This window comes from Nocardia arthritidis NBRC 100137, from assembly GCF_001612765.1.
In the GTDB taxonomy this organism is placed as follows: domain Bacteria; phylum Actinomycetota; class Actinomycetes; order Mycobacteriales; family Mycobacteriaceae; genus Nocardia; species Nocardia arthritidis.
The window spans coordinates 113899-140725 of the sequence record NZ_BDBB01000003.1 but is presented as its reverse complement, the minus strand read 5'-3'; the positions used below and the strand labels follow the sequence as shown (position 1 = coordinate 140725).

The following is a 26827-nucleotide window of genomic DNA, read 5'->3' as shown; positions in this document are numbered from 1 at the left end:
CCTCGCACGCCGAATCCTGGTGGCATCTACCGGGTATCGACGTCAATCGGAGGCAGGCATGCTGTCGTTGCAGGAGATTTCGGATCGACTCGAGATCGAAGACCTGATGGTGCGGTATTCGCACGCGGTCGACACTCGGCAGTGGGACCTGCTGGATGAGGTATTCACCCCCGACGCGCACATCGACTACTCGGCCATGGGCGGCTCGGTAGGCGATCTGGCGGCAACGAAAGAATTCCTCGCCTCCGTCCTCCCGAACTTCCCGGCCTTTCAACATCTGATCAGCAACTCGTCCATCGCGGTCGACGGTGACACGGCAACCGGGCGGACGATGTGCCACAACCCGATGCTGGTATCCGGCGGTGACGGGCCGCCGACGATGATGCTGTGCGGACTGTGGTACATGGACACGTTCGTCCGCGCAGACGGCCAGTGGCGTATCAAAAAGCGCGTCGAGGAGAAGAGCTTCCTTTTCGTCGCGCCGTCCGCGCCAGGCATGGGCTGACGCGGCAAGAGGTAGCCGCCGTTCCCCGCCTCAGCGTGCGGTCAGCGCCGAGGGCGTGGCATCGGACGCGTGAACCGGTTCGTCCGGCAACGGGTTCGCGACCCTCGCGACGCTACGCCTGCTGCTGATCAGGAACAGCACGACGAGCACCACGCTGAACCAGACGTAGGTGTTGCCGATGAAGTGCTGCCAGGGCGTCCACGCGGTCTCCCGGTGCTCGCCGTCGGGCAGCCAGTTGTGCGGGCCGATGACGAACACCGCGGCGGTGACCACGAACGTCACCCACCAACCGATCGCCCGCCGGACGGGCAGGCGGGTCGCGTACCCGACGACGGCGAACAACGCGGGCGCGATCCACACCCAGTGGTGCGACCAAGAGATCGGCGAGACCAGCAGCGTGAAGACGGCGTTGAGGGCCAGCGCGAGCGCGGGCAGGTCGGCGGCCCGGCGCATCGCGGTGACGACCAGCGCGAGCACCATGGCACCGAGGACCAACCAGATCGCGGTGAAGGCGGGCTCCGGCACTTCGAACCGAGCGAACACCGCTTGAATCGACTGATTGGTGTGGAATGCCGAGCCGCTCAGCCCGGACACGTTGCCGAGACCGCCGAACCAATACTTGACGGATTCCTTGGGCAGGATCGCGAAGCCCAGCGCCGTCGCGGCCGCACCGGTGACCGCGGCGGTCGCGGCCGCACGGTAGTCCCGGCGGACCAGGAAGTAGAGCACGAACGCCGCGGGCGTCAGCTTGATCGCGGCGGCGATGCCGATCAGCATGCCCCGGGGCCAGCGCGGCTTGTGGGTGAGGCAATCGGCGGCGACCAAGGCCATCAGCAGCAGGTTGACCTGACCGAAGTCCAGCGTGGAGTGGATCGGCTCCAGCAACAGTCCCAACGGAGTCGCGCACGCGGTGGCCCAGACGGCGAGCCCGCGCTGCGACTCGTGCGGCCAAACCCGCCGCGCCACCAGATAGAGCGTGAGAGCGAGCGCGGCCACCGAGGAGAAGAAGAAGCTCGGTGCGGCCACGTCCCAGGGCAGCATCGCGAACGGGCCGAGCGCGAGCGAGGCGAACGGCGGGTAGATGAACGGCAGACCCGCCCCGATGGTGGTCTGCGGCAGTTGCCCGTACATGTCGGCGCCGTGCCGCATGGCGTCCACGCCCAGTCGATACACCTGCAGATCGATGAACCCGCCGGTGATCTTGTGGAACGGCCAGACCGGTGTCAGCAGACAGAACGCGGAGAACGCGATCGAGAGGACCGGCGCCAGCCGAAGCACACGCCAGAGTCGACGGTTCTGGGACATCGGCGTTCCGGCGGTGGCGGTGACACTACTCATCCGCGGCGACTATACCGACCCATGCCCGGTCGTTCAGCACGTGGGAGGGGAGATTCGCGACCGGCGCGTGAGGCCCGTGCAAACGGGTAAGCCGCCGACAGCACCGGTGGGCAGAGGAGGTCGGCGAATGGCGGTCGCAGCCCCGCGGAGGGCAGGAGGCCAACAGCGATGAAGGCGCCCGGCGCCGCGATGTTCGTCCCCGAGGACGCGGACCTGGCGCGGCTGCGCAAGGCGGCGTGCGATTGCCGTGGCTGCGATCTCTACCGCCACGCCACGCAGACCGTCTTCGGTGCGGGTCCTCCGGACGCGGATGTCGTGCTGATCGGCGAGCAACCCGGCGATCAGGAGGACGTGGCGGGGCAGCCGTTCGTCGGACCGGCGGGACGGCTACTCGACCGGGCGCTGGCGGACGTCGGCATCGATCGCGACGCGGTCTACGTGACCAATGCGGTGAAACACTTCAAGTTCGTCGAGCGCGGCAAACGGCGGATCCACAAGCCACCCGGCCGCACCGAGGTGGTCGCCTGTTCGGCATGGCTCGACGCCGAACTCGGTCTGCTGCGTCCGCGATTGGTGGTGTGTCTCGGGGCGATCGCCGCGCAGGCGCTGCTGGGCCCTTCGTTCAAGGTCAGCGAACGCCGCGGCGAGGTCGTCGAGACAGCGGAGTTCCGCGCGATCGCCACGGTGCACCCGTCGTCGGTGCTGCGCGCGCACGACCGCACCGCGGCCTACGATGCGTTCGTCGCCGATCTGCGCATTGTGCGGGAACAACTGGGAAAGCCTGCGGCGACGCGCTGACCGGGAGAGGAGTGAGCGGATGAGCGCCGAGGAGATCGATCCGGAACTGCTCGAGTTGGCCGGCAAGGTGTTCGACTTCGCTCGCCGAGGTGACTCCGCGCGGCTGGCCGCCTATGTGGACGCGGGCGTGCCGGTCGACCTCACCAACGACGCGGGCGACACGCTGCTCATGCTCGCCGCCTACCACGGACACACCGAGGCCGTGGCGGCGCTGCTGGAGCGGTCGGCCGATCCGAACCGCGCGAACGACAAAGGCCGAACTCCGCTGGCGGGGGCGGTTTTCAAGGGCGAGACCGAGATCGTCCGGCGCCTCACAGCGGCCGGAGCCGACCCCGACGCGGGCACTCCGTCGGCCCGCGACGCCGCGGTCATGTTCGGCAAGAACGAACTGCTCGAACTCTTCGGCGCCTGAGCGCGCTACCGGCGCTCGCGCACGGCGGTGACGGCTTTGCGCGCGGCCACCAGAACCGGGTCCCACACCGGGGAGAACGGCGGCGCGTAGCCGAGGTCGAGCATCGTCATCTGCTCGACGGTCATCCGGGCGGTCAGCGCGACCGCCGCGATGTCGACGCGTTTGCCCGCGCCCTCGCGACCCACGATCTGCGCGCCGAGCAGACGGCCGGTGAAACGCTCGGCGAGCATCTTCACCGTCATCGGCGCCGCGTCCGGGTAATAGCCCGCCCGGTTGGTGGCCTCCACCGTGACGGTCACGAATTGCAGACCGGCCGCCTGGGCGTCCTTCTCGCGCAGGCCCGTTCGGGCCACCTCGAGTTCGCAGACCTTGCTGACCGCGGTGCCCACGACGCCGGGAAAGATCGCGTATCCCCCGCCGATGTTCGCGCCGATGATCTGACCGTGTTTGTTGGCGTGGGTGCCGAGCGGAATGTGGCGTTCCCGGCCCGAGACCAGATCCAGCACCTCGACGCAGTCGCCGCCGGCCCAGATGTTCTCCTGCCCGCGCACCCGCATGGCGAGATCGGTCCGCAGCCCGCCGTGCTGCCCCAGCGGAAGTCCGGCTGCGCGGGCCAGTTCGGTCTCCGGGTGCACGCCGATGCCCAGCACCACGATGTCCGCCGGATATTCCGCGGCATCGGTGACGACCGCGGCGACCCGGCCGTCCTCGGCGGTCCGCAGCCCGGCCACGTCCGCGTCGCCGACGACCTTGATGCCCATCCCGCACATCGCCTCGCGCACCAGCGCGCCCATATCGGGATCGAGCGTGGACATCGGTTCGGGACCGCGGTTGACCATGGTGACGTCGTAACCACGCCGGATGAGCGCCTCCGCCATCTCCACGCCGATGTAGCCCGCGCCCACCACGACGGCGCGGTTACCGCGCGCTTGCTCCAGCGTCCCGAGCAGCGCCTGCCCGTCGTCGAGGGTCTGCACTCCGTGCACACCCTGCGCGTCGATACCGGGCAGCGGTGGCCGGACCGGGCGCGCGCCGGTGCCGATCACCAGGTGGTCGTAGGGCATCCACGCCGAGGCGCCGGTCTGCCGGTCGCGGTAGCGCACCCGGCCCGCGTCGACGTCGATCTCGGTCACCTCGGTGTACAGCCGCAGGTCGATGTCGCGGGAGCGGTGTTCGTCGGGTGTGCGGGCGATCAGGGCGTCCCGCTCGGCGACGTGCCCGCCGACCCAGTAGGGAATGCCGCAGGCCGAGTACGAGGTGAACCCGCCGCGTTCGAAGACGACGATCTCCAGCGCGCTCGCGTCCTTCATCCGGCGTGCCTGGGAGGCCGCCGACATGCCCGTCGCGTCACCGCCGATGACCACCAGTCGCTCGCTCATGGCCCTCACGCTACGTTCGGCGTCCCCTGGGCGGGCGCCGGGGCCGCCGTTTCGCGAATTGGCTGGTTGCCCTGCGGTCGACCGGTCGGTACCGCACACTGATCTTCTGGCAAACGCGATATGAGGGCAGCGTTTTCACCCGGGAGCACGATATGACCGACACCCGACCCCCTTCCGACGACGAACGTCGGCTCGCCGAACTGGGCTACAAACAAGAACTCGCCAGATCCTGGTCGGGCTTCTCCAATTTCGCCATCAGCTTCACCATCGTGTCCATCCTGACCGGCGGGTTGGCCAGCTACGGCATCGGTTTGGCGAACGGCGGCCCGATCACCATGTCCTGGGGATGGCCACTGGTCTCGATCATGGTGCTGTTCGTGGGGCTCGCCATGGCGGAATTGGCTTCCGCCTACCCCACCTCGGGCGGGCTGTACTGGTGGGCCGCCGAACTGGGCGGACCGGTGTGGGGGTGGTTCACCGGGTGGTTCAACCTGATCGGACAGATCGCGGTCACCGCGGCGATCGATTACGGCGCGGCCATCTTCACCACCGTCGTGCTGAACGTCGTCGGGATCGAGATCGGCACCGACCGCACCGCGATCTTCCTGGTGTTCGCCGCCATTCTGGTCTTGCACGCGGTCTTGAACGCGCTCGGCCCGCATCTGTCGGCGGTGATCAACAATGTGTCCGCGTGGTGGCATGTCGGTGGCGTGGCGATTTTCGTAGTCGTCCTCGGTTTCGGGGCGCAACACCACCGAAGCGCCGGATGGGTCTTCACCGAGGCCGTCGACAACAGCGCGATCGGATTCGGCGGGGTCGCGTTCAGCTTCCTGCTCGGCCTGCTGCACGCGCAGTACACATTCACCGGCTACGACGCTTCGGCGCATATGTCGGAGGAAACGCACGACGCGTCCCGGATGGCCGCCAAAGGCATCATCAACACGATCGTCGTGTCGGCGATCGCCGGATATCTGCTCATCATGGCGGTGACGTTCGCCATTCCGAATCTCGACGATGCGCTGGACCCGGAGAAGAACAGCGGCTACCCCGTCATCTATATCCTGGAGAACTCGCTGAGCGGGTTCTGGTCGGGACTGCTGCTGATCATCGCGGCGATCGCGCAATTGTTCTGCGGATATGCCTCGGTGACCTCCGCCTCCCGGATGCTGTTCGCGTTCGCCCGCGACGGCGCGGTGCCCGGGTCGAAGTTCTGGTCGAGGCTTTCCCCGCGGAAGGTGCCGGTGCACGCCGTGCTGTTCATCTCGTTCTTCGCGTTCGTGCTGCTGATTCCCTCGATGCTGGTACCCCCGGCGAACGCACCGACCGCCTACGCCGCGGCCACCTCGATCGCGACCATCGGGCTCTATATCGCCTACGGCATCCCGATCCTGCTGCGGCAGCGCCACGGTGCTCGATTCCGCACCGGTCCATGGCAACTGGGGTCGTGGTACCGCCCGGTCGGATCGGTCGCGCTGATCTGGATCGCGCTGATCAGCGTGCTGTTCATCCTGCCGACCGACGCCCGCGGGTATCCCTGGCACAGTGAATTCACCTGGAGCAGCGTGAATTACGCCCCGATCACCCTGGTGGGCGTGGTGGGCGCGATCGGCATCTGGTGGCTGGTGTCGGCCCGGACCTGGTTCACCGGGCCGAAGCGGACGGTGGACGAGCCTCCGGCCGCTCAACCGGAGGAGGAGACACCGGCCAACGCCTGAGGCGGAACCCGGCACGGCGCGGCTTCCCGGTTCTGGCATGTCGAGTTTGTCGGTCTCGGTCGCTAGGGTGTGTCGGCATGGAAAGGACCGACCTGGTGCGTTTCTCGCCCGCCGGGAGAATTGTGTTCCCGGGAAATCCGTGGCCGGAAGGGCACGCGATCGAAGAGTTCGCGTGGACCGGCCGCATGGACCAGGCCGGCAGCCTGTGGTTCGATCTGCATCTGCGCTCCGCGGCGTACAACGCCGAACGCGACGCCGCTGACGACGAGGACAACGGCGAGAGCTGGATGTCGCCGATCACCTGGCAGAACTATCACAGCTGCACGCTGTCGTCCACGTATTGGGGCGAAGACGACGCCACCGGGCTGCGCGCCGCAGCCCCCGGCCGTCCTTTCCTGCTGAGGTCCGAACAGCCGCAACGTCTCACGGTCGATCCACTGCCCCTCGCGCACGCCGACGACGTCGAATGCCTGGCGTTCAACATCTATCTGCTCGGGCACGACTCGGTCGCCGACCAGGAGGTGTTCTTCACCCGGCGTCCCGACGGCAGGCACGACATCGACTGGCAGGGCCGCATCGCGCTGACCTACGCGGGTCACGTCGAATTCCGGTACCGATTCCGAGCCCGGATATCCGGCGCGACCCTCGAATACATCCGTTTTCCGGCGGAGATCTCGGCGCAGCGAGCGCTCCGTCAACTCGGCGCCGTGCTGGATGCTCCCGAGGAGTTCGAATTGGGCCTGGTCGACGGGCAGCCCGCCTGGGTGTCGAGAATTCCGGCTTAGCTTCTCCGGCGCCGATTCATCGACCGGCGGAATGATCGGGCAGTACGCAGACCGAATCGAGGCCGAGCACATGATTCAGCCGGCCGAAAGCGAGCCACGAGCCGATGCTCATGCTCAGCTCCACCACTTCCGCCTGGGTGTAGTGGGCGAACATCCGGTTCCAGAACTCTTCGTCGAGATTGTGGTGGTCGGTGGCGTAGCGTTCGGCGTATTCGGCGGCGAGCCTGGTGCGTTCGTCGAAGGCGTCGGTGGTGCGCCACCGCGTGACCGCGTCGGCGAATTCCGGCTCGACTTTGGCGCCGTCCCGTTCGGTGCGCCAGTCCATGCAGAACAGGCACCCGTTGATCTGGGCGATGCGCAGTCGGGCCGCCTCGAATTCGCGCAGGCCGAGCGTGCTGTGCGAGTACACCGACAGCGAGAAGTTCGAGGCCGCGACGCCGATGCCGGGAACCATTTCGCCCCAGACGTAGCCGATCGGATCCTTCCCCTCGGGGACATCGATGATCATGGGTGCTTCCTTCCGAGTTTGCCGGCCGCGGGCCGCAGCGGGATGTCCAGTGCGTCGTAGAGTCCGGGTCGCGCGGCCATCAGCCAGTCGATGGCGCCGACCAGGCGGCCGACGGCCGTGGCGTTCCCGCCCGCGGAGCGGTTGCCGTCTTCGTCGGTGGCCTCGACGGTCACCTCGATGCGCGGGTGACCCTCGATGATCACCCGGTGCGCACCCGCGCCGCCGTCGGCCGGTGTGGGCCAATCGGGCGCGCAGGAGGGATGGATGCGAGTGACGTGCTCGATGATCAGACGCGGCCGCCCTTCGACGATGCCCTGGACTTCGAATCGCACGGCGCCCTGCGTGCCCGCCGCGAACTCGCCCATGGATGCCGTGATGACGGTGGCATCCAGGGCACGCCGGTCCAGCGTCTCGCGGATCTCGTCGAGTTCGGCGCCGAGCGCCCGTGCCATGAGCCGGATCTGCCCGCCCCACACCATGGTAGGCACCGACGGCGCGAGCATCGGCGGCTGATAGTCCATCGGCTGGCCCATGCCGACCAGGTAGCGCACCGAGTCCGGCTGGTCGTAGGTGGAGTAGTCGAAGATCTCCTGACAGCGGATCGTCTCCACGGTGCTGCCCAGCCCGCTGATCAGCAGGGGCAGCACATCGTTGCCCCAACCGGGGTCGATGCCGGAGACGAACAGCGAGCCGCCGCCCTCGGCGATCGCGGCCAGCACCGGGTCGCGGACCTCCGGCGGTGCGTTGCGCGGATCGTAGAGGGCGTAGAGGGCCGGGGTGACGACCACCGCGCCCGCGCGGAGTGCGCGCAGGATATCGGCCAGCGCGTCGTCGGGACGGATATCGCCGGAAGCCGCGTAGACCACCGCGTCCGGGTGCGCGTCGAGAACGCCGCCGACGTCGTCGGTGGCCGGGACGCCGAGATCATGGCCGAGCCCACCGAGTTCACCCGCGTCGCGGCCGATCTTCGCCGGATCGTGCACGAGCACCCCGGTCAAACGCAGCGCCGGGTGGGCCTCGACGGCCCGGATGGCCGCCCGGCCGACATTGCCGGTCCCCCAGACCACCGTGCAGATCATCAATCGAGCGTAGCAAGCGCTTGGTCGACTGTTCGCCGTTCCGCGGAAGCGCTTCCGGAGCCGGTCGCCCACGCTGCCGGGTGGCCGAGTACAGCACTGCGCGACCCCGCTGTCCAGATGGCCGGGTGCTGACCATGGGGCGTTGCGCACCATTGGGAAATGAGACGAACCCCCCGGTAGCGTTGGGGCTCGGGGCATTTCCTACGGGCAGGGGATTGCAAAGCAGTCGTGGTTCGCGGCGAGTACGGTATACCCCGCCGCCCGGCGCGGGGGCGGCGGTCGGGATCGGGTGGAAAGGCAGGCGCGCGACAGTGAACGAGCGGTATTCGTCGTGGGCTGCCCGGAATACGCCCGAAGAGCTGCCGCTGGCCGCGCGCTACCAGAGCGCGGACCCGATTCGGTGGCACGGCAGCATGGTCTACCCGATGTACACCGAACAGGTCGGCCCAGCACCCACCACCGTCACCTTGACGATGATCTCGGCGGCCCCACCCGCCGGACTGCGCGGGCTCGGGATGGGACTCTCGGTCGTCGACGGGCACCTGGACCTGCACGGACGTTCACTCGCCGGCGTCGACGCGTGGAGCGACGCGCTCGCGGCGGGTGTCAGCTTCGACGTCACGCCCGCCGCGCCGGTGACCCTGGTGACCCTGACACCGGTCTGGGTGGACGAATTCGGCACGCAGAAGTCCTGGGCGGGCAACTACGGCATCGTTGTCGAGCACCAGCCCAACGGTCGCGTCGTTTTGTGGTGCAGCATCGGCGAGGGACCGCCGAACTTCGCGAACCTGGTGGTGGAAGTCTCTACCGCTCCCACACCCCTCGCCCCGGAGCCGTCGGCGGCCGCCACACCCGCGACGACTCCGATCGGCATGAGCCCGACCCCCTCGCTTTCCGCTTCTTCGGCGGGTCCGCCCACCGCGCCGACCATGCCGGTTCCGCGGATCGACGCGACCGCGGCCTCGCTCGAACCCGCGGCCGCGGTCGAGTGGCTTGCCGCCGATCCATCCGCGGCCGTGGGTGGCGGGAACGGGCAAGCGTCGCAGAGCACGCGGCCCCGGCGAGCGGGCAGCCTTTTTCCGAACCTGCAGTCGTCGCGCGCCGCACGATCCACTCCGGAAGCTCCACACTCTGCTTCCGGCTCCCCAAGCCCGGACAACCCGCAAGCGGCGCCGAGCCTGTTCGCCGGGCAATCCGCGACGGACGTCGCACACAGTGGTCCCGATCCACGCACCGCCGACAGCCGGTCCGAAGTGAATGGCGTCTGGCGGAATCCGCAGACGCATGCCGAACTACCCGCGCAAGGTTTCTACATCCGTCCTCGCACCGAGAGATCCACGGCGGACTCGTACGGCGCCTTCGGCCCCCCGGTCGCGCATACGCATCCGCCAGAAGACCCGGCACGCCCGGTAGCCGCCCCACTGATCGGCAATACGCCACCCGCACCGGAATTCCCGCCCATCCCTCGCCCCGGGGCCGACGGACCGCGCACCGGCTCCAGCCCGCTGGTCGCGAACCCCTGGAGCGCACCGGACCCCTTTCGCGCGTTCGCCCGCAACGGCGGGCACACCAGGTCCCAGGCGGAGATTTCGCCTCCTGCGTCTGCGCCTCCGCAGGAGGACCCGCATCCCGCCGAACCCTCCCCCGGCTCTGCCACCTCTCGATCGGCGGCGAAAGGGCCACACACTGATTCCGGCTCGCCGGTCGCGGACCCCCGGACCGCAGCGGACCCCTATCGCGCATTCGACCCCATCGGCACCCACCCGCAGCCCGTGGCAGACACTCCGCTCGCCGATCCCGGCGCCGCGAAGCCGAATCCCGCACCGGACGTGTCGGAATTCTCCGGCCAACCGGTGTCGCAGACGGCGCCGCCCGCAGCGAATACACCCGCCGGAGTGATCGGCCCGCTGGTGACGAGCACTCCTCCCGCGGCGAGTACGCCGATCGCCGCGCCCGGCATCCAACCCGACGCCCCGCAGGCTTCGGACGGGCTACCACGACTCGCCGAACACCCCGCCCCGGTCGATGCGCCGCCGCGGGCGAGCGAGGAAAAGCAGTCCGGCGATCCCGGATATCGTGGTGCGCTCTACGACCTGGGCGTAGCGATGTACCGCCGGGGCGAGGAGGACCAGGCGTGCGGATTGTGGGCGCAGGCCTCCGAGGCCGGGCATGCCGGCGCCGCATACGAACTCGGCATGGTTCGACTACGGCGCGGCGATCCCGTCGGAGCCGAGTCCTGGTGGCGCACCGCCGCCGACCGCCGCGAGCCGCGGGCCATCGCCGAACTCGCCGATCTGCTCGACCAGCTCGGCAAACACGCGGAGGCCAAGTCCTGGCGGACATTCGCCGCCGAGCTACAAGACGCGGACGTGGTGGGTCAGCCGACATCCCCCTGAATCCCACCCCCGACCCCGCGGGAAAGAAGTGGCACCGGGATGCGCGGATGTCGTACGTTGCGGGACATGTGTGGCAGTCCTGGCGTGAACGGAGCGTACGCGGTCGGCGCGTATCACATCCGGCTGCGTACGGAGGCCCGGGTTCTGCCGGCGCACCGTATCGCTCCGATCTCCTGATCCGTTCGAGCGGTATCCGCATCGGCGGCCGGTAGCGGCCGCCGGGTTCTTCGTGCCCCGGCATGGGTCCGGGCGAATCGACCTTCCCGATTCGACCACTCCGTTCGGAGGACACCCATGTCCCACCATCGTTCCCTCTCGCGTGCCCGCGGCAGTGCGGCCGTCGCCTCGAACACGCGAAAACTGCTGTCGCAGAATTTCCTCACCGATGCCGGCGCCGCCCGGCTGATCGTGCGCGCCTCCGGCATCACCGCCGACGACCTCGTCCTCGAAGTCGGACCCGGCGACGGCATGCTGACCAGGCAATTGCTGAAGGCGGGCGGCCGTGTCCAGGCATACGAGAAGGATCCGCGCTATGCGGCACTGCTACGCCGCCGATACGCCGACGATCCGCGAATTCGGTTGTACCACCGCGATTTCCGCACGGTGCGCCCGCCGCGTCAGCCGTTCGCGGTAGTGGCCAACGTGCCGTTCGGCCGCACGACCGACATCGTGCGCTGGTGTCTGGCCGCCCGAGGACTCACCTCGGCCACCCTGCTCACCCAGCTCGAATTCGCCCGCAAGCACTCCGGCGACTACGGGCGATGGACCAAGCTCACCGTCGGCCACTGGCCGACGACGGCGATCGAGCTGGGTGCGCGCGTCGGCAGGCTCAGCTTCCATCCGGTTCCGCGGGTAGATGCCGCCATCCTGCGGTTGCGCACCCGGCCGGCTCCGCTGCTGCCGCGCGAACGGATCGGCGAGTACCGCAGGCTGGTCGAGCTGGGCTTCTCGGGGGTCGGGGGCAGTGTGGCCGCGTCGTTGCGCCGGGAGTTCCCCGCTCGCGCGGTGCACAGTGCCTGCCGGGCAGCCGGGATCTCGCTCGAACAGCCGGTCGGGCTGGTCTCACCCGATCGCTGGCTGATCCTGTACAGCGCACTGCGCGCGTGAACCGGGCTCGCTACAGGAACGTATCGGATACATTCATGCATCGAGACGAGGACAGGAGCGGCGTGACCAACTTCGGCGACTATCAGAACGAGATCTATTTCCAGGGCCTCGCAGGTGTGCTGCCCGATTTCCCGATGACCTACGCCGAGCTGGAAGCGAAGGCCCAGGCGGCGCTACCGCCAGGCATCTGGTCGTATGTGGCGGGCGGAGCCGGCGACGAACTCACCCAGCGTGCCAACGTGGTGGCTTTCGAGAAACTGGGCCTGGTCCCTCGCATGCTGCGCGCGAACAAGACGCGAGACCTCTCGATCGAGCTGTTCGGCATGACGCTGCCTACGCCGGTCTTCTTGGCCCCGGTCGGGGTGATCGGATTGTGCGCCCAGGACGGGCACGGCGACATCGCCACCGCTGAGGCCGCGGCGCGCACCGGCGTCCCGATGGTCGCCTCCACCCTCGCCGTGGATCCACTCGAACAGGTGGCGGCGGAGTTCGGTGACACCCCCGGAATGTTCCAGCTCTACACCCCAACCAACCGGGACCTCGCGCAGAGCCTGGTCCAGCGGGCCGAGGCGGCAGGCTTCAAGGCCATCGTGGTCACCTTGGACACCTGGGTGCCCGGCTGGCGCCCGCGCGATCTGGCGATATCCAACTTCCCGCAGTTGCGGGGGCACTGCCTGGCCAACTACTTCAGCGATCCGGTGTTCCGCGGCTTGCTGTCCAGTCCACCCGAGCAAGATCCGAAGACCGCCATCCTGACCTGGATCTCGCTCTTCGGCAACGCGTTGACCTGGGATGACCTGGCATGGCTTCGGTCGCTGACGAAGCTGCCGCTCGTGCTGAAGGGCATCTGTCATCCCGACGACGCGCGGCGAGCCAAGGACGCGGGCGTGGACGGCCTCTACTGCTCCAATCACGGCGGCAGGCAAGCCAACGGAGGTATCCCGGCGATCGAGCATCTGCCCGAGGTGGCGGCGGCGGCCGACGGTCTGCCCGTGCTGTTCGACTCCGGCGTCCGCACCGGCGCCGACATCGTCAAAGCGCTGGCGCTCGGTGCGACGGCCGTCGGGATCGGCCGTCCCTACCCGTACGGACTCGCCCTCGGCGGCGTCGACGGCCTCGTGCACGTGGTGCGTTCGCTGCTCGCCGAGGCGGATCTGCTGATGGCGGTGGACGGGTACCCGACGATCGCGGATCTGGGTCCGGAAGCGATCCGACGGCTTACCTGACCCGTGCGTGCGCGAGATCGGCGGCTGCCGTGCGAAACGCCCCGCGCGTGCGGCCCGCCCAGCGGTTGGGCGGGCCGCACGCGCGGGGCGGCTCCGGCTCAGGCCGACAGCGGCGTGAAGTCGCGGCTGCCGATGTAGCCCGGTCGCGGCGCGGGCGCGGCGAACGGTTCGACGAGCGTGTTGTGCACGCTGTTGAACACCACGAAGATGTTCGATCGCGGAAACGGCGTGATGTTGTTCGACGACCCGTGCATGAGATTGGAGTCGAACAGCAGCGCCGAGCCCGCCCGGCCGGTGAACTGACTGATCCCGTAGCGGTTCGCCAGCGCGGTGATGTCGTCGGTCGTCGGCACGCCGATCTCCTGCTCCTGCAACGACTCCCGATAGTGCTCGGCCGGGGTGCTGCCCAGGCACGGCACGAAGGTGTGGTGCGAGCCCGGCATCACCATGAGGCTGCCGTTGATCGGGTAGTTGTCGGTCAGCGCGATCGACAGGCTCACCGCACGCGGCGCGGGCATGCCGTCCTCGGCGTGCCAGGTCTCGAAATCGGAGTGCCAGTAGAAGCCGGTGCCGCGGAAGCCGGGCATGTAGTTCACCCGGCTCTGGTGCACGTACACCGGCGACCCCAGCACCTGCTCGGCGAGCCGGAGCACCCGCGGCTGCCGCACCAGTTCCGCGATCGCCTCGCTCAGCTCGTGCACTTCGAAGACCGAGCGCACCCGGTTCGAGGACTTCTCCACGATGACCCGGTCGTCGTCGCGCAGGGCCGGATCGTTCGCGAGCCTGCTGATCTCGCCGCTGAACTCGGCCACTTCGTCGGGCGTGAGCAGCTGGTCCATGATGGCGAACCCGTCGGCGTCGAACGAGGCGAGCTCCGGGCTCTCGATCTCTCCCCACACCGCGGGGTCGGCGCGCTCCAGATGCGGAGCGGGCGTGCCGAGACGGGTCGGGTAGCGATCGTAGCGGGCCGTCTCGGGCCGGGTTTCGGTGTGCTGCAGAACCATGGGTGTTCTCAACCTCCGATGTTCGCGGCGACCAGCGGGTAGACGCCGTTGCTGTCGTGAACCTCCTGCCCGGTGACCGGCGGATTGAACACGCACATCATCCGCATCGTGGTGCGCACTTCCAAGCGGTGCCGCTCGTGTCCGTCGAGCAGGTACATCGAACCGGGTGCGAGCTCGTAGGTGACGCCGTTGTCCAGATCGGTCAGCGTGCCCTCGCCCTCGACGAGCCACACGGCTTCCACGTGATGCACATAGTGGAACTCGTGCACCGTCCCCGCGTCAATGGTGGTCTCGTGGAAGGAGAAGCCGACGCCGTCGCCGCCGAGGATGATGCGCTTGCTGCGCCAGCCCTCGCCCGCCACATCGCGCTCGGTGCCGGTGATCTCCGCGGTGCTGCGCACGATCATGCCATCGCCCCCATTCCGCCGCACACCGACTCGACGGCGCCGGTGAGGATCTGCAAACCCTGGTCGAGTTCCTGGTCGGTGAGCGTCAGCGGCGGCAGCAGCTTCACCACCTCGTCGGTGGAACCGGAGGTCTCCACCAGAAGCCCGCGCTCGAAGGCGATCTGGCAGACCTTGCCCGCCTGCGAGGGATCGTCGAACACCACGCCTTGCACCAATCCGCGGCCACGGGTCGAGACCCCGGGGAAGTATCCAGCGAGCTCACCGAGGGTGCGCGCGATCTTCTCGCCCTTGACCTCGGTCGCCTTCTGCAGGGCGTCGTCGGACCAGTAGTGGCGCAGTGCGGTCGTCGCGGTGACGAACGCGGGGTTGTTGCCGCGGAACGTTCCGTTGTGCTCGCCCGGGGACCACTCGTCGAGTTCCGGCTTGAACAGCACCAGCGCCATCGGCAGGCCGTAGCCGCCGATCGACTTCGACAGCGTGACGATATCGGGCGTGATGCCCGCGATCTCGAAGGAGAAGAACGGCCCGGTGCGGCCGCAGCCCATCTGCACGTCGTCGACGATCAGCAGGATCTCCCGCTCCGCGCACAGGCCGGCGAGGTGCCGCAGCCACTCCGCGCGGGCGACGTTGACGCCACCTTCACCCTGCACTGTTTCCACGATCACCGCGGCCGGGCGGTCGAAGCCGGACGACGTGTCGTCGAGCACCTTCTCCATCCACTGGAAGTCGGCGGTGGTGCCGTCGAAGTAGCCGTCGTAGGGCATGTGCGCGGCGTGCACCAACGGCACACCGGCGCCGGCGCGTTTGGCGGCGTTGCCGGTGACCGACAGCGCGCCGAGGGTCATGCCGTGGAATGCGTTGGTGAAGCTGACGATGGTCTCGCGACCGGTGACCTTGCGCGCCAGCTTGAGCGCGGCCTCGACCGCGTTGGCGCCGGTGGGGCCGGGGAACTGGACCTTGTAGTCGAGCCCGCGCGGGGTGAACAGAGTGTCGCGCAACGTCTCCAGCAGTTCGCGTTTGGCCGCGGTCGACATGTCCAGGCCATGGGTGATGCCGTCGCTCGCGATGTAGTCCAGCAGCGAGCGCTTGAGCACGTCATTGTTGTGGCCGTAGTTCAGTGCGCCTGCGCCCGCGAAGAAGTCCAGGTACTCCTTGCCTTCCTCGTCGCGCAGCCAGCTGCCCTTCGCCGTGGTGAACACGGTGGGCCAGGCACGGCAATAACCGCGCACGTTCGACTCCAGGCTTTCGAAAACGGTGGTGTCGGCGTTGATCATCGGTGATCCTCCTCGGTGGTGCGGGCGGTCGGGGCGATGTGATACAGGTCTTCGGGTGCATGGCTGTCGGGGAAGACGCCGGCGTCGAACAGGGGGCGCTTGGTCAGATCCGCGCCCCGGGCCGCCGCCACCGACGTGAACAGGGCGATAGAGCCTGCGTTGTCCGGTGAGATGGTCGTTTCGAGCACTGAAACGCCCTGCGCCGCAACACTGTTCAGCAACGTGTGGAGCAGCTCGGCACCGATCCCGCGTCCTCGCTGCGAGCGGTCCACCGCGATCTGCCAGACGAAGACGGTGTCGGGCGCCTGCGGGCGGACGAACCCGATCACGTAGCCGACGACGCGGCCGTCCAGTTCGGCGACCACCGACGTTCCGGCGAAATCGCGGCACCACATCAGGTACGCGTAGCTCGAATTGAGGTCGAGCACCGCGGAATCCTTCGCGATGCGCCACATCGGAGCGCCGTCACCCAGGCGGGGCGTGCGCAGGACCACGGCGGGTCCGGTGTCCTTCCGAGACGGGGTGGCCCCGAGAGCGGCAGCGGCGTTGCCGACGCGCGATCGCTCGATCTCCGCTGGGGACAGGGTTGGCACTGACATACAACTCCCTCGTCGATCAGCAGTACTTATCCAGGCTTACGAAGCGACTTTGAGGTGAACCAGTCGACTTCTTTACGGTCGTATTACGGTTGGATGTCACCGAGCCGGGGCAACCGCACGACGAATCGCGCGCCCCCGCCAGGGCGGTCTGTGCAATGCACCCGTCCGCCGTGTGTGGCGACCGTCTCGGCGACCAGCGCCAGGCCGATGCCGGTCCCGTCGGGCGAGCGGCGGCCACTGCGGGCGGTCGCGAAGCGTTCGAATATCCGGTCGCGATCCACGGCCGGTACTCCGGGGCCCGCGTCGTCGACGGTGAGCACGGCTTCGGTGCCATCGCGGTCGACGGTGACCGCGACCACACCGCCGCCGTGCCGGTCGGCGTTGTGCAGCAGATTGGCCACTGCCCGCTCCAGCTCCACCTTGCGGCCGCGCACGGTGACGTCTTGGCGTACCGAGAGCAGCTCGCCCGGGTAGCGGCGATCGGCCAGGGTATGGACCAGCAGGTCGCGCACCGACAGGGGTTCGGCGTCGCCGTGGTGCATCCGCGCCTCCACCCGCGCCAGGGCGAGCAGATCGTCCAGCAGCTTGCGCAGATGCTCGACTTCGGCGGTGACCAGGCCGAGCGCCCGCTGCGAACGTTCCGGCAGATCGCCGCGATGCCGGTTGAGCACGTCGACACCGGCCATCAAGGTGGTCAGCGGCGTACGCAGCTCGTGGCTGACGTCACCGAAGAGCCGGTGCTCCCGCTCGATGCGCCGTTGCAGCGAGTCCACCATGGTGTTGAACGCCTCGACGGTGATCGCCAGGTCCTGGTCGTCGGTCGCGGGCAACCGCTGGTCGAGGTCGCCGGAGGCGATCCGCGCGGCCGTGCCCGCCAGCTGGTGCAGCGGGGTCAGCACTCGCCTGCTCGCCCACCAGCCCACCGCGGCGCCGATCAGGGTGACCACCACGGCGCAGCCGATCAGCACATTGCGCAGCAGATCGAGATCGGCGTTGAGGTCTCCCGGCGATTCGCTGCCCGCGTGCGGCCGCTGCGCTTCCAGATAGCCACGGCTGATCACGAACACCGAGACGACCAGCACCAGCGACATCAGCGCGGCAATCGTCGCGAAGACGGCGGTCACCCGGGCGCGCAGACTCCAAGCGTTCGGACTCCAGCGTTCGGCGTCGAGACAGCGTTCAGCGCCGCACATCGAGGCGGTAGCCGAGCCCGCGCACCGTCACCACGATGCGTGGATCGGACGGATCCCGTTCGATCTTCGTGCGCAACCGGCGCATGTGCACGTCCACGATTCGCTCGTCGCCGAAGAATCCACGGTCCCACACGCGTTCGAGCAGCACCGTGCGGCTGAGCACACGGCCCGGAGATTCGGCCAGCTCACAGAGCAAACGGAACTCGGTGAGCGTGAGCCGGATCTCCTCGTCGCCGCGGCGCACCACACCGCTGTCCTGAGCGAGGACCAGCGGGGCCGTGTCGTCGGCCTCGAGCACCATCTCCTGGGGCGTCTCCCGTTCGGAGGAAAGCCGGGACCGGCGGCGCACCGCGCGCATGCGGGCGGTGATCTCCTTGATCTCGAACGGCTTGGTGACGAAATCGTCGGCGCCTGCCTCCAGCGCGGCCACCACGTCGTGGGTGTCGTCGCGGGCGCTGACCACGATGATCGGGACGTCGTGGTCGCGGCGGATCTCGCGGATACATTCGAAGCCGTCCATGCCGCCGAGCATCAGATCGACGATCATCACATCGGGAACACCATTGCTGCGCAGATGAGTGAGCGCGTCCTCGGCTTCTTCCGCCTCGTCGACGTCGTACCCTTCGTCTTCCATAGCGAGCCGCAACGCACCACGGACCCGGTCGTCGTCTTCCACGATCATCAGGTTTGCGCTCAAGACCCTATCCCTTGCAGACATGCGCAAGCGCGTCACGATGCGGACAACCGCATCCCCATACCGACGCGACCTTCCGCTTTTCGAGCAACCTTTGCTCGATTTCGAGTACCCCGGTGCCCCGCCGGTAAACGTCCGGCAGACCGACGCGGGGCTTCCTCGTCCTTCCATCGACGCTATACGCCCGCCCGGCTCGCCGGACAGCGGGGCGGTGGCGCAGCGCGGCTCTCGCGCGCCGCGTGCAGTGCGCAAAAGAGGTCTCCGTCCCCGAAAGGACCTTGGTAGCAGGTTATTTAGCTCGAACGATCGAACGAGCCGCAACCTGTGCGGCGCGCAGGACCGAGTGCGAAGCCCGCCAGGACAGCGTGCCGTGTGTCACACACTCCGGCTACGACGATCGCGGAGGCTCGCAGGTGATCGGTCTCACGGCAGTGCCAGCGGCCCACCGGCTATCGCGGCGGCTCCAAACGGTTGAAGTTGCTCGGCGGACGGCCGGCGCCGGGCTCTTGATACCAGAAGCGCAATCTACGGGCATCGAAGGTGGCGAACCACTCGTCCCAGTCCACCCGGCGCAGCACCGCTCCTCCGTACCCGGGAAAGTCGAAACGCAGCACCCCGAGCCGTCCGTCGTACTCGCTGCCCGGCACAGTCGCAGGCCGTGCGCCGCGCTGCTCGGCCCAGCGGCGGATAACGTCGTGGTTCCTCGTGACGGAAATACCGCGAGCATGGGGCGACAACCCTGGCCCACCCGGTCCGAACCGCGGATTCCGGGTGCCTGGGCGGCGCTGGTCGGTCATGACGAGCTCCTCGAGCCATCGGCATCTGTTGTCCGGTTCCTGTCTTGATACCCGTCCGCGAACTTCCGCAAACTGGTCGGCCGGACCGCGGGTGACGCGAGGGGCAGACCGGTTCGTCCGGCGGCCGATGGGTAACCGGCCGATGTTCGCCCGTACGAGAAGGAGTTGGCATGTCCAGTCACACCGCGGCACAGCCGGTCCCGCCCACACCCGATCCGGATTCGGTGCCGCCCATCCCGGAGCCGGACCCGGTACCGCCGATTCCCGAGCCGGACCCCATTCCGGATCCGAATCCCGTTCCGCCGGAACCCGATCCGAATCCGCTGCCGCCGGTGCCCGGTCCCGCGCCACGGCCACCCGCACCCGGCCCCGCGCCGACGCCTCCGATACCGGACCCCGGCCGCCCCTCGCCGGACCCCGGCCTGCCCGGGCCGTCGCCGGACCCGGCTCCGCCGAATCCGGTGTAGGCCGAATCCGATGCAGCCGACCCTGGGTCAGTCCCGCATCGCCTGTTCGCGCAGCGAATTCAAGGTCCGGGACAGAATGCGCGAGACGTGCATCTGCGAGACCCCGAGCCGCTCGGCGATCTGATTCTGCGTCAACGATTCGAAGAATCGCATGATCAGCACCTGACGCTCACGTTCGGGGAGCTCACCGAGCAGCGGCTGGACGGCCATGACGTCCTCGACGAGGTGGTAGGTGGGCTCTTCGATGCCGAGGCTGTCCAGCAGCGGCTGCGGAGCGCTCTCGGCGTCCTCACCGGCGACCGCGTCGATGGACGCCGACTGGTAGGCGTTGCCCGCGATCAGCGCTTGGGTCACCTCGACGAGATCGACCTCCAGCTCCGCCGCGATCTCCCTGGCCCGCGGCATCCGGCCCAATCGCTGCGACAGCGTCTCGACCGTGGGCCCGATGCTCAGCTGGATCTCCTTGGTCCGGCGCGGCACCCGCACGGCCCAGGTGTTGTCCCGGAAATGCCGCCGGACCTCGCCCATGATGGTGGGGACCGCGAAGGACAGGAACGGCGACCCGCGCGACACATCGAAACGGTCGGCTGCCTGCACCAGCCCCAGCCGCGCCACTTGCAGCAGGTCATCGAAGTTCTCGCCGCGCCCGGAGAACTTCCGCGCGATGTGTTCGGCGAGGGGCAGGCATCGTTCGATCAGCTCCAAGCGCATGGCCTCGCGCCGCGCGTCGCCGGGTTCCAATGCGGCGATCTTCTCGAACAGCGGCTCGATGTTGTCGTAGGTGTCCCCACGCGACCTCGATTCACCCGCCATTGCGGGCACCCCGCACCCAGCTGAAATCGATCACTGTCGGATATCCCCCGCGAACGCTGTCGTAGGACCCCTGCGCGGCGGCGATCGAGTCGCTCAGCGTGCGCACGATGTGCCAGCCCAGGCCGGCATGACCCATCACCGACTCGGTCACCGCGACCGACGAGACGTGCACGAACATCTTGTCGGTGTCGTAGGTGAACTCGCAGTCGATCGTCGAGCCCGCCGCAGCGTCGAGAATGAGGGAAGTCGCCACTTCGTCGAGCGCCAGGCGGATGTCGGTCACCTCGTCCAGGGCGAAGTCGGCGATGAGGGCAACGGTCTCGGCGAGCGCGCGCAGCATGGTCAGCTGCTCCAGCCGGGCGGGCACCCGTACACCGATAGTCGTTGTGTCGGTAAAGGATCGGGAAGTCCACTCCCCCATTTGCCCATCACCACCTTGTCCTCACAGCCACTCCACCGTGGCCTGCGTACCGCTGCGGTTTTCCTCGACCACCGGAACACCGCAGGCGCCGCGGACTGTGGAGCAGAAATACCGCCGCGTTCCTCGTCGAGGACGTACCCGCCGCGACCGGATCGAAACGCGGGTCAGTCGGCGGCGCTGCGCTCGTGAGCGGTGAGCAGCAAATGGTCGAACTCGGTGCGCAGCCCGGGCGGGACACCGGTCAGACCGGGCAGATCGGCGACCAGCCGGGCGGCCAGTATCCGCAGCTTGACGTTGGTTTCCTGCGATCGCCAGCTCAGCACCCGGAAAGCCTGCTCGGGACCGATGCCGTAGATCAGCATGAGCGCGCCCTTCGCCTGTTCGATCACCGATCGGGCGGCGTACAGCTCGGGCAGGGCGTCGTCCAGCGCCTCCTGCCGGTGTTCGGCGAGGGTGCCGGTGACGTCGATGTAATAGCCCGAAGTGCCGACCACCCGGCCCCCCTCGTCGGTCATCCGATCGGCGACCAGGATCACGTGATGCACCGCGCCTGCGGTATCGATGATGCGATGCCTGCTGGAGAACGGTTCCGCGTCGGCGATCGATCGCGCCAAGGCGCTGGCCACCGCCTCGCGGTCGTCGGGGTGTTTGTGCGTCAGCAACAACTCCGTCGTCGGCGTCACCGACCCCGGTCGGTAGCCGTGCATCGACGCGACCTCGTCCGACCACTCCCATCGCTGGTCGGCGAACCAGAAACGGAAACCGCCGACGCTCTGCGGCGTTCCCGTACCGATCACCCGATCCAGCGCGAGCGCCTCCTCGGGCTGGACCGACCTGCTTTCACTCACCGCAGAAGTATCCGATGCCAATGCACCCGGTGTGACCGGATCGGGGGGGTCACACCGCGGGCACGGGCTTCGAGGCGGCCTCCGGCTCAGGCGTCCAGTGCTGTCCGCATGGACGAGTAACGGGGGAACAACGATCGCACGCCGGTCACCTCGAGTGCTCGCTCCACTCCCGGTCCGCCCGCGACGATCCGCAGATCCGGACGCCCCATCACGTCCCTGCGCAGCGTGCCGAGCCGCGCGGCCGCGCGCAGGCTCAAAAACCTCGCCGCGCGCAGATCGATCACCACCGCATCACACGGTGACTGCAAGGCCCGGTCGACCGTCTCGAAGAACTCGGCCGACACGGCGGCGTCCAACTCGCCTTCGACTCGGACCACCACGCATTCGCGGCGGCGATCCACCCGCTGTGCCCACAACCGGTTGTCCCGACGACGTCCCGGTCCCGAACCATTGAGATGCACGCCCTCGGCATGCTCTCGTAGCAGAGAAATGGCAGACAAGTCGAACCTCCCGTGTAGGGGGTTTCCAGTCCTCCGCGGCGGCCGGGACGAGGGCGAATCGGTTGCCGTGCCGTCCCATCGACCGGCTGCGCCGAATGCGTCGAACCGGGGTCGGCTGTGATCTCAACCTTCCTACAGTGTGGCACGGTCGACACGTTCCCGACAGCGTTCGGTAGGAGAACGTGACCCGTCGCCGGTGGTCCCGAAACCGGGAAAAACCGACCGTTCGGCTCGCGATCTGCCCGCTGACGTGGGGTTTCATCGGCGCGTCTCCGGGCATACCTCGACATATTCCCGAACGTCACGCGATGCCGGTCGTAGGGCAAGCGCGCGGATGAGCGCGTCCGCACGGCGCCCGCGACGAGAACGGAGCACCCGGTGAAGATTGCCATCGTTTCCGAAGACGCCAGCCCCCTCGCCGACGGGAGCCCTGCCGACGGGGGCGGCCGCGGTGCGTACGTGGCCGAATTGTCGGCGGCCTACGCGCGCCGCGGGCACGAGGTGACGGTCTATACCCGGCGCATCGGTCCGCGGGCCCCCGCCGAGCTGCTCGCCGAGGGCGGCTATCGCGTGGTGCACGTCGCAGCGGGACCGCCCACCCCGCTGCCGAGCGATCGGACATTGCCCTACCTCGGGGATTTCGGCACGGTCCTGCGGCGGCACTGGGCCGCCGAACGACCGGATATCGTGCACGCGCACTACTGGAAATCGGGACTCGCCGCCGAGCTGGCCTCGCGCGCCCACGGCATCCCGGTGGTGCTGACCTTCCACGGCCTCGGCACCGTGCAGCGGCGCTGCGAAGGACTCGCCGACCCGAGTCCGCGCTCGCGGATCCGATTCGAGCGGCTCATCGCGACGCGGGCCGCGCACGTGGTGGCGACCTGCTCCGACGAGGTCGCGGAGCTGGCCCGGATGGGTGTGCCGCGGTTCCGGACCACGATCGTACCGCACGGCGTCGACCTCACCGCGTTCACCCCGGAGGGCGCGGTCGCCGATCGGCACGCCACACACCGATTGCTCGCGTCCGGAGAGTTGGTGCGGCGCAGCGGATTCGACCCGGTGATCCGAGCGCTGCAGGACCTCCCGGACACCGAACTGGTGATCGTGGGAGCCCCCGCCGCCGACGACGAAGACGACGCCGAAGGTCGCCGGCTGCGCCGCCTCGCCTCGGATCACGGTGTGCGCGAGCGTCTCCGGCTGGCCGGAACGGTGACGCGGCAGACGTTGCCGCGGCTGTACCGCTCCGCGGACGCGGTGCTCTGCACGCCCTGGTACGAGCCGTTCGGCCGGGTGGCCCTGGAAGCGATGGCCTGCGGCAAGCCGGTGATCGCCACGCCCGTCGGCGGTCTGCTGGACACGGTGGTCGACGGCGTCACCGGACGATTCGTCGCCCCGCCCGAACCCGACGCGATCGTCCGGGCCGTGCGTCCCTTGCTCATGGACTCGACGCTCCGCGAAACCTGGGGCGCCGCAGGCTATCAGCGGGCCGCGAGCCGGAATTCCTGGGATCGGGTGGCGACCGAGACGCTCAGCGCCTATCACCGCGGCGCCCCCGCCCACGCGGGAGAAGTGGTCTCCTGGGCTCGCTGACTCGGGAGTGTTCGCGTCAAGAGTGGTCGGCGCGGACATCCTCGGAGCCGCTGCGCCAGCGCCACGGCGCGATGAGCCACGTCACCACGAACAACGCGACGGCGACGACGCCGGCCCCCACTGCCGCGGCCGTCCCCGTCACGTAGTCGACCACGAGGATCACCGCGCCGATCAACGCGAGACCCAGCAGTGCTACGCCCGCCATCGCGCACCGGTGCGCCGCCGCGACGACATTGCCCAAGCGGTGACGGCGGAACAGGATGCGATGCCAGGACACCGGGGCGATCAGGAACACCGTAGCCCCCAGCACCGCGGCCAAGGTGGCCATATAGAGCGCTCGCATACCCGGTGACAGTGTGCCGAACGACGCCTGGAACGGCAGGACCAGCAACGCACCGAAGAGGAACTGCACGCCGGTCTGCACGACACGCAACTCCTGGATCAGGCTGCCCCAGTTCCGGTCCAGTCGTTCGAGTTCGGTCTCGCCACGGGCGCGACGCGCCCAGGCGTCGTCCTCATCCTCGGGCACGCGCCGACTCCCGGCGATTGCGTTTCTCGAGCGCCTCGACGAGTTCGTCCGTGGTCATCCGCGAGCGACCGGCGATGTCCAGTCGCCGGGCGATGTCGAGCAGGTGCTCCTTGGACTTCAGTGCGGCGTAGGCGACGCGGTAGGCGCGCTGCTCGTCGCCGTCGTACTGTTGGAGCGCGGCGTCGTGCGCCTCGGCGAAGGTGCGCTGAGCCTTCTCCTCCGACCGCTGCAGCGTGCTCGGCAACTCCGACTGCTCGACGTCGCCGCGTGCTGTCGTCTTGGGCATAATCGCTCCTCTCCCGTTCCGAGGCCGGTGGTCCGGAGTGGTGCGAAAGCCCGGGTGCGCCGCCGCGTGGGCCCTCCGGATATCCGGACGCATACCCGGTGAAACGCCGATTAACCCGGTATCCGCCGGGTACCACCGCTGCATGGCCGTTACCACCGATCAGCTGCTGCATGCGCTCACCCGCACGGTGAACGCGTTGGCGGCGACAGATATCCGATTCGCGGTGGCGGGCGGCTGCGCGGTCTATGCCCGTGGCGGCCCCACCTCCCAGCACGACGTCGACATCTTCGTCAAACCAGAGGACAGCGGGCGAGCGATCCACACGCTGGCCCGCGCGGGCCTGCGGGTGTGCGACCCGCCGGAGAACTGGTTGCGCAAGGTCTACTCCGACGACATTCTCGTCGATGTCATCCACCGCCCGAATGATCGCGACGTGACCGACGAATTGCTCGACCGGGCCACCGAGATGCGAATCGGTCCTGCGAAGGCACCGGTGATCAGCGGCACCGATCTGATGGTGGACAAGATGCTCGTCTTCGACGCGCACCGCCTGGATCTCAGCCCGATTCTGCACATCGCGCGCGACCTGCGCGAGCAGGTGGACTGGGAGGCGGTGCGCGAACAGACCAAGGCCTCGCCCTACGCGCGAGCCTTCATGGGCCTGCTCGACGATCTCGGCATCACCCGCACCGGAAAGGTGGAATAGATGGAGCAGCCGCAATACCTGGTCGCACGGTTGCGCCGGGCGCTGGCCGAGGATCCCCGCACCGCCGAGCTCGGCGTGCAGGTGACCATTCGTGGCGACGTCGTGGCACTCGGCGGTGAGGTGAGCAGCGAGAGCTGCAAGCAGCAGATGGAAACCGTCGTGCACGAGCAGCTTCCGCACGCGCGGATCCACAACGACGTCCATGTCAACCGTCCCACGGCACCCGTCGAGACCGAGACGCTGCAGCCGGACGCACCCGAAAGGAGTTGAGCCGCATGCGGATAGCCGCCGTCGGTGATGTACATCTCGGCGTGGATTCGCGCGGGCAATGGCGACCCGCCCTGGAGGGCCTGTCCGAGCGAGCCGATGTGCTGCTGCTGGCGGGCGACCTGACACGCCACGGCAGCGCCGACGAAGGCCGGGTGGTCGCGGCGGAGTTCGCCGACCTGGGCCTGCCGGTCGTGGCCGTCCTGGGCAATCACGACTATCACGGCGACGCCGAACGCGAGATCGCGTCCGCGCTGACCGACCACGGCATCACCGTTCTGGAAGGAACCTCGGTGACGTTGAACGTCGACGGGAGCACGCTCGGGGTCGCGGGCACGAAAGGTTTCGGCGGCGGGTTCGCGGGCAAGTGCGCGAGCGTCTTCGGCGAACCTTTGATGCGCGAATTCGCCGCGCACACCGTGGACGTGGCCGCCGCGCTCGGCGAAGCGCTCGCCGCGCTGCGCACCGACATCACCATCGCGCTCACGCACTACTCCCCGATCAGCGACACGCTGCACGGCGAACCGAGGGAGATCTACCCATTCCTCGGTTCGTACCTGCTCGGCGAGGCGATCGACGAAAACGGCGCCGACCTGGCATTGCACGGTCACGCGCACGCCGGGACCGAGCGCGGCACCACTCCGGGCGGCATCCGGGTGCGCAATGTCGCCCAGCCGGTGATCCGAGCGGCGTACGCGGTCTACGACATGCACCCGGCCACGGTCTGAGGAAACGCCCAGCTCAGAAGTCGGTCGAGATCGCCTCCACCGTGCTGCCCGATTGGGTGTTGTCGACGGCGGTGGCGACGTCGGCCTGCGCGATGATGCCGACCAGCCTGCCCTGCTCCAACACTGGTACACGGCGTACCTGATGCTGCGACATGACCGACATGACCTTGCGCACGTCGTCGTCGGCTTCGACGGTGAACAGCTCCCCGCCTCCGAGTTCGCCCGCGTCGACGCCGAGCGGGTCCTTGCGCTGAGCGATCACTTTGACCACGATGTCGCGGTCGGTGAGCATTCCCTTCAGCTTGTCGTCCTCGCCGCAGATGGGCAAGGCGCCGACATTCAACTCCGCCATGCGCTGCGCGGCGGCGACCACGGTGTCGCTGGACCGGATGCATTCCACATTCACGGTCATGATGTCCCGTGCTGTTGTCATCGGGATCCCTCCTGGGACTTCTC

The 26827-nt window shown here is 68.4% G+C and carries 31 protein-coding genes; 13 read left to right on the top strand and 18 right to left on the bottom strand.

Annotation, left to right across the window (positions count from 1 at the left end):
• Positions 1–58 precede the first annotated feature (58 nt).
• Positions 59–505, top strand: coding sequence for a nuclear transport factor 2 family protein (locus NA8_RS03470; RefSeq protein ID WP_063048891.1), 447 nt, complete (start codon positions 59–61; stop codon positions 503–505).
• 30 nt (positions 506–535) lie between these two features.
• Here the strand turns inward: NA8_RS03470 and NA8_RS03465 are convergent, their stop codons facing one another.
• On the bottom strand, positions 536–1843 hold the full coding sequence (locus tag NA8_RS03465) for a glycosyltransferase 87 family protein (protein ID WP_084466490.1): 1308 nt from the start codon (positions 1841–1843) through the stop codon (positions 536–538).
• Between the two features lie 168 nt (positions 1844–2011).
• Here NA8_RS03465 and NA8_RS03460 point away from each other — a divergent pair, with 168 nt between their 5' ends.
• Both NA8_RS03460 and NA8_RS03455 read left to right on the top strand, forming a co-directional pair.
• Positions 2012–2641, top strand: a complete 630-nt coding sequence (locus tag NA8_RS03460) for a UdgX family uracil-DNA binding protein (protein WP_063048890.1) — start codon at positions 2012–2014, stop codon at positions 2639–2641.
• A 19-nt stretch (positions 2642–2660) separates the two neighbouring features.
• Positions 2661–3053 (top strand): ankyrin repeat domain-containing protein, encoded by a 393-nt coding sequence (locus NA8_RS03455; protein ID WP_063048889.1) that lies wholly within the window; start codon positions 2661–2663, stop codon positions 3051–3053.
• Between the two features lie 5 nt (positions 3054–3058).
• On the opposite strand, the gene NA8_RS03450 is transcribed toward NA8_RS03455, so the two are convergent.
• Complete coding sequence (locus NA8_RS03450) at positions 3059–4432, bottom strand: FAD-dependent oxidoreductase (RefSeq protein ID WP_063048888.1); 1374 nt, start codon at positions 4430–4432, stop codon at positions 3059–3061.
• A gap of 152 nt (positions 4433–4584) precedes the next feature.
• On the opposite strand from NA8_RS03450, the gene NA8_RS03445 reads away from it, so the two are divergent.
• Both NA8_RS03445 and NA8_RS03440 read left to right on the top strand, forming a co-directional pair.
• The gene (locus tag NA8_RS03445; RefSeq protein WP_063048887.1) at positions 4585–6147 is read left to right on the top strand and encodes an amino acid permease; all 1563 of its coding nucleotides are present in this window, start codon (positions 4585–4587) and stop codon (positions 6145–6147) included.
• Positions 6148–6224: 77 nt separating this feature from the next.
• Positions 6225–6932: a hypothetical protein gene (locus NA8_RS03440; RefSeq protein WP_063048886.1), complete on the top strand. Its 708-nt coding sequence runs from the start codon at positions 6225–6227 to the stop codon at positions 6930–6932.
• Between the two features lie 16 nt (positions 6933–6948).
• Here the strand turns inward: NA8_RS03440 and NA8_RS03435 are convergent, their stop codons facing one another.
• Positions 6949–7440 (bottom strand): carboxymuconolactone decarboxylase family protein, encoded by a 492-nt coding sequence (locus tag NA8_RS03435; protein WP_063048885.1) that lies wholly within the window; start codon positions 7438–7440, stop codon positions 6949–6951.
• The gene (locus tag NA8_RS03430; protein WP_063048884.1) at positions 7437–8519 is read right to left on the bottom strand and encodes an NAD(P)H-dependent amine dehydrogenase family protein; all 1083 of its coding nucleotides are present in this window, start codon (positions 8517–8519) and stop codon (positions 7437–7439) included. Before NA8_RS03430 ends, NA8_RS03435 begins: the two co-directional genes overlap by 4 nt.
• Positions 8520–8830: 311 nt before the next feature.
• Between NA8_RS03430 and NA8_RS03425 the strand changes: the two genes are divergently transcribed.
• The 3 genes from NA8_RS03425 to NA8_RS03415 all read left to right on the top strand — a co-directional run bounded on the left by NA8_RS03425 (position 8831) and on the right by NA8_RS03415 (position 13248).
• Positions 8831–10915, top strand: coding sequence for a tetratricopeptide repeat protein (locus NA8_RS03425; protein WP_063048883.1), 2085 nt, complete (start codon positions 8831–8833; stop codon positions 10913–10915).
• A 294-nt stretch (positions 10916–11209) separates the two neighbouring features.
• Complete coding sequence (gene erm, locus NA8_RS03420) at positions 11210–12022, top strand: 23S ribosomal RNA methyltransferase Erm (RefSeq protein ID WP_063048882.1); 813 nt, start codon at positions 11210–11212, stop codon at positions 12020–12022.
• Between the two features lie 62 nt (positions 12023–12084).
• Entirely contained in the window at positions 12085–13248 is a 1164-nt protein-coding gene (locus NA8_RS03415) for a lactate 2-monooxygenase (RefSeq protein ID WP_245663655.1), read from the top strand.
• A 98-nt stretch (positions 13249–13346) separates the two neighbouring features.
• Here NA8_RS03415 and thpD read toward each other — a convergent pair whose 3' ends face one another.
• The 7 genes from thpD to NA8_RS03380 all read right to left on the bottom strand — a co-directional run bounded on the left by thpD (position 13347) and on the right by NA8_RS03380 (position 19216).
• Entirely contained in the window at positions 13347–14252 is a 906-nt protein-coding gene (thpD, locus tag NA8_RS03410; RefSeq protein ID WP_063048880.1) for an ectoine hydroxylase, read from the bottom strand.
• An 8-nt stretch (positions 14253–14260) separates the two neighbouring features.
• The gene (locus NA8_RS03405; protein ID WP_063048879.1) at positions 14261–14659 is read right to left on the bottom strand and encodes an ectoine synthase; all 399 of its coding nucleotides are present in this window, start codon (positions 14657–14659) and stop codon (positions 14261–14263) included.
• Complete coding sequence (gene ectB, locus NA8_RS03400) at positions 14656–15933, bottom strand: diaminobutyrate--2-oxoglutarate transaminase (RefSeq protein ID WP_063048878.1); 1278 nt, start codon at positions 15931–15933, stop codon at positions 14656–14658. The genes NA8_RS03405 and ectB overlap by 4 nt, the downstream gene beginning before the upstream one ends.
• Positions 15930–16388 carry a diaminobutyrate acetyltransferase gene (ectA, locus tag NA8_RS03395; RefSeq protein WP_245548964.1) on the bottom strand — a complete coding sequence of 153 codons (459 nt, stop codon included), beginning with the start codon at positions 16386–16388 and terminating at the stop codon, positions 15930–15932. The genes ectB and ectA overlap by 4 nt, the downstream gene beginning before the upstream one ends.
• A 227-nt stretch (positions 16389–16615) precedes the next feature.
• Positions 16616–17656 (bottom strand): sensor histidine kinase, encoded by a 1041-nt coding sequence (locus NA8_RS03390; RefSeq protein WP_063048877.1) that lies wholly within the window; start codon positions 17654–17656, stop codon positions 16616–16618.
• A gap of 55 nt (positions 17657–17711) precedes the next feature.
• Positions 17712–18422 (bottom strand): response regulator transcription factor, encoded by a 711-nt coding sequence (locus NA8_RS03385; protein ID WP_063048876.1) that lies wholly within the window; start codon positions 18420–18422, stop codon positions 17712–17714.
• A 446-nt stretch (positions 18423–18868) separates the two neighbouring features.
• On the bottom strand, positions 18869–19216 hold the full coding sequence (locus NA8_RS03380) for a hypothetical protein (RefSeq protein WP_245663654.1): 348 nt from the start codon (positions 19214–19216) through the stop codon (positions 18869–18871).
• A gap of 170 nt (positions 19217–19386) precedes the next feature.
• Between NA8_RS03380 and NA8_RS03375 the strand changes: the two genes are divergently transcribed.
• A complete protein-coding gene (locus tag NA8_RS03375; RefSeq protein ID WP_063048874.1) occupies positions 19387–19683 on the top strand; it encodes a hypothetical protein in 297 nt (98 codons plus the stop codon).
• 27 nt (positions 19684–19710) lie between these two features.
• Here the strand turns inward: NA8_RS03375 and NA8_RS03370 are convergent, their stop codons facing one another.
• The 4 genes from NA8_RS03370 to NA8_RS03355 all read right to left on the bottom strand — a co-directional run bounded on the left by NA8_RS03370 (position 19711) and on the right by NA8_RS03355 (position 22265).
• Positions 19711–20496 (bottom strand): RNA polymerase sigma factor SigF, encoded by a 786-nt coding sequence (locus NA8_RS03370; protein WP_063048873.1) that lies wholly within the window; start codon positions 20494–20496, stop codon positions 19711–19713.
• Positions 20486–20863: an ATP-binding protein gene (locus NA8_RS03365; RefSeq protein ID WP_245663653.1), complete on the bottom strand. Its 378-nt coding sequence runs from the start codon at positions 20861–20863 to the stop codon at positions 20486–20488. Before NA8_RS03365 ends, NA8_RS03370 begins: the two co-directional genes overlap by 11 nt.
• 218 nt (positions 20864–21081) lie before the next feature.
• On the bottom strand, positions 21082–21765 hold the full coding sequence (locus tag NA8_RS03360; protein ID WP_063048871.1) for a PAS and ANTAR domain-containing protein: 684 nt from the start codon (positions 21763–21765) through the stop codon (positions 21082–21084).
• 86 nt (positions 21766–21851) lie between these two features.
• Positions 21852–22265: an STAS domain-containing protein gene (locus tag NA8_RS03355; protein ID WP_063048870.1), complete on the bottom strand. Its 414-nt coding sequence runs from the start codon at positions 22263–22265 to the stop codon at positions 21852–21854.
• Between the two features lie 378 nt (positions 22266–22643).
• Here NA8_RS03355 and NA8_RS03350 point away from each other — a divergent pair, with 378 nt between their 5' ends.
• Positions 22644–23855, top strand: coding sequence for a glycosyltransferase (locus tag NA8_RS03350; protein WP_063048869.1), 1212 nt, complete (start codon positions 22644–22646; stop codon positions 23853–23855).
• Positions 23856–23871: 16 nt separating this feature from the next.
• On the opposite strand, the gene NA8_RS03345 is transcribed toward NA8_RS03350, so the two are convergent.
• Both NA8_RS03345 and NA8_RS03340 read right to left on the bottom strand, forming a co-directional pair.
• The gene (locus NA8_RS03345; protein WP_063048868.1) at positions 23872–24384 is read right to left on the bottom strand and encodes a DUF6328 family protein; all 513 of its coding nucleotides are present in this window, start codon (positions 24382–24384) and stop codon (positions 23872–23874) included.
• Positions 24371–24670: a ChaB family protein gene (locus NA8_RS03340; RefSeq protein WP_063048867.1), complete on the bottom strand. Its 300-nt coding sequence runs from the start codon at positions 24668–24670 to the stop codon at positions 24371–24373. Before NA8_RS03340 ends, NA8_RS03345 begins: the two co-directional genes overlap by 14 nt.
• Before the next feature lie 142 nt (positions 24671–24812).
• Between NA8_RS03340 and NA8_RS03335 the strand changes: the two genes are divergently transcribed.
• The 3 genes from NA8_RS03335 to NA8_RS03325 are packed head-to-tail and all read left to right on the top strand — an operon-like array spanning position 24813 to position 26371.
• Complete coding sequence (locus NA8_RS03335) at positions 24813–25376, top strand: nucleotidyltransferase (RefSeq protein WP_063048866.1); 564 nt, start codon at positions 24813–24815, stop codon at positions 25374–25376.
• Entirely contained in the window at positions 25377–25646 is a 270-nt protein-coding gene (locus NA8_RS34835) for a BON domain-containing protein (protein ID WP_063048865.1), read from the top strand. It begins immediately after the preceding gene.
• A gap of 5 nt (positions 25647–25651) precedes the next feature.
• A complete protein-coding gene (locus NA8_RS03325; RefSeq protein WP_063048864.1) occupies positions 25652–26371 on the top strand; it encodes a metallophosphoesterase family protein in 720 nt (239 codons plus the stop codon).
• 13 nt (positions 26372–26384) lie between these two features.
• Here the strand turns inward: NA8_RS03325 and NA8_RS03320 are convergent, their stop codons facing one another.
• Positions 26385–26804: a CBS domain-containing protein gene (locus NA8_RS03320; protein WP_063048863.1), complete on the bottom strand. Its 420-nt coding sequence runs from the start codon at positions 26802–26804 to the stop codon at positions 26385–26387.
• Between the last annotated feature and the right edge of the window lie 23 nt (positions 26805–26827).

Bases quoted from the DNA above. Each gene is read 5' to 3' on its own strand.
- NA8_RS03470 (WP_063048891.1), top strand. From the start codon at position 59: ATGCTGTCGTTGCAGGAGATTTCGGATCGACTCGAGATCGAAGACCTG.
- NA8_RS03465 (WP_084466490.1), bottom strand. From the start codon at position 1,843: ATGAGTAGTGTCACCGCCACCGCCGGAACGCCGATGTCCCAGAACCGT.
- NA8_RS03460 (WP_063048890.1), top strand. From the start codon at position 2,012: ATGAAGGCGCCCGGCGCCGCGATGTTCGTCCCCGAGGACGCGGACCTG.
- NA8_RS03455 (WP_063048889.1), top strand. From the start codon at position 2,661: ATGAGCGCCGAGGAGATCGATCCGGAACTGCTCGAGTTGGCCGGCAAG.
- NA8_RS03450 (WP_063048888.1), bottom strand. From the start codon at position 4,432: ATGAGCGAGCGACTGGTGGTCATCGGCGGTGACGCGACGGGCATGTCG.
- NA8_RS03445 (WP_063048887.1), top strand. From the start codon at position 4,585: ATGACCGACACCCGACCCCCTTCCGACGACGAACGTCGGCTCGCCGAA.
- NA8_RS03440 (WP_063048886.1), top strand. From the start codon at position 6,225: ATGGAAAGGACCGACCTGGTGCGTTTCTCGCCCGCCGGGAGAATTGTG.
- NA8_RS03435 (WP_063048885.1), bottom strand. From the start codon at position 7,440: ATGATCATCGATGTCCCCGAGGGGAAGGATCCGATCGGCTACGTCTGG.
- NA8_RS03430 (WP_063048884.1), bottom strand. From the start codon at position 8,519: ATGATCTGCACGGTGGTCTGGGGGACCGGCAATGTCGGCCGGGCGGCC.
- erm (WP_063048882.1), top strand. From the start codon at position 11,210: ATGTCCCACCATCGTTCCCTCTCGCGTGCCCGCGGCAGTGCGGCCGTC.
- thpD (WP_063048880.1), bottom strand. From the start codon at position 14,252: ATGGTTCTGCAGCACACCGAAACCCGGCCCGAGACGGCCCGCTACGAT.
- NA8_RS03405 (WP_063048879.1), bottom strand. From the start codon at position 14,659: ATGATCGTGCGCAGCACCGCGGAGATCACCGGCACCGAGCGCGATGTG.
- ectB (WP_063048878.1), bottom strand. From the start codon at position 15,933: ATGATCAACGCCGACACCACCGTTTTCGAAAGCCTGGAGTCGAACGTG.
- ectA (WP_245548964.1), bottom strand. From the start codon at position 16,388: ATGTGGCGCATCGCGAAGGATTCCGCGGTGCTCGACCTCAATTCGAGC.
- NA8_RS03380 (WP_245663654.1), bottom strand. From the start codon at position 19,216: ATGACCGACCAGCGCCGCCCAGGCACCCGGAATCCGCGGTTCGGACCG.
- NA8_RS03375 (WP_063048874.1), top strand. From the start codon at position 19,387: ATGTCCAGTCACACCGCGGCACAGCCGGTCCCGCCCACACCCGATCCG.
- NA8_RS03370 (WP_063048873.1), bottom strand. From the start codon at position 20,496: ATGGCGGGTGAATCGAGGTCGCGTGGGGACACCTACGACAACATCGAG.
- NA8_RS03340 (WP_063048867.1), bottom strand. From the start codon at position 24,670: ATGCCCAAGACGACAGCACGCGGCGACGTCGAGCAGTCGGAGTTGCCG.
- NA8_RS03335 (WP_063048866.1), top strand. From the start codon at position 24,813: ATGGCCGTTACCACCGATCAGCTGCTGCATGCGCTCACCCGCACGGTG.
- NA8_RS34835 (WP_063048865.1), top strand. From the start codon at position 25,377: ATGGAGCAGCCGCAATACCTGGTCGCACGGTTGCGCCGGGCGCTGGCC.
- NA8_RS03325 (WP_063048864.1), top strand. From the start codon at position 25,652: ATGCGGATAGCCGCCGTCGGTGATGTACATCTCGGCGTGGATTCGCGC.
- NA8_RS03320 (WP_063048863.1), bottom strand. From the start codon at position 26,804: ATGACAACAGCACGGGACATCATGACCGTGAATGTGGAATGCATCCGG.